This window comes from Deferrisoma palaeochoriense (assembly GCF_054656955.1).
Genome location: NZ_BAAHXI010000247.1, coordinates 1 through 206, shown reverse-complemented (window position 1 = coordinate 206; position 206 = coordinate 1). Strand labels below are relative to the sequence as shown.

At 68.9% G+C, this 206-nt stretch carries 1 protein-coding gene; it reads left to right on the top strand.

Going from position 1 to position 206, the window contains the following annotated elements:
• Window positions 1-206: transposase (locus tag ACYQ8L_RS18885; RefSeq protein WP_459943345.1), on the top strand; the 206-nt coding region annotated here is incomplete at both ends.

Genomic DNA, 206 nt, shown 5'->3' with positions numbered 1-206 from the left:
AGTTCGACACGCCCGGCGCCTTGGCGTGGAGTTCGCCTGGGTGGGGGCAGATTCGTTCTACGGGGCCGACCCGGAGTTCCTGCGGGGGTTGGACGCCGACGGGGAAGTGTTCGTGGTGGATGTGAAGGCGTCCCAGCGGATCTACCTGGAGGATCCTCAGCCCCAGGTCCAGGTACCCCCGCGGCGCCGTGCGCGTGGGAGACCGT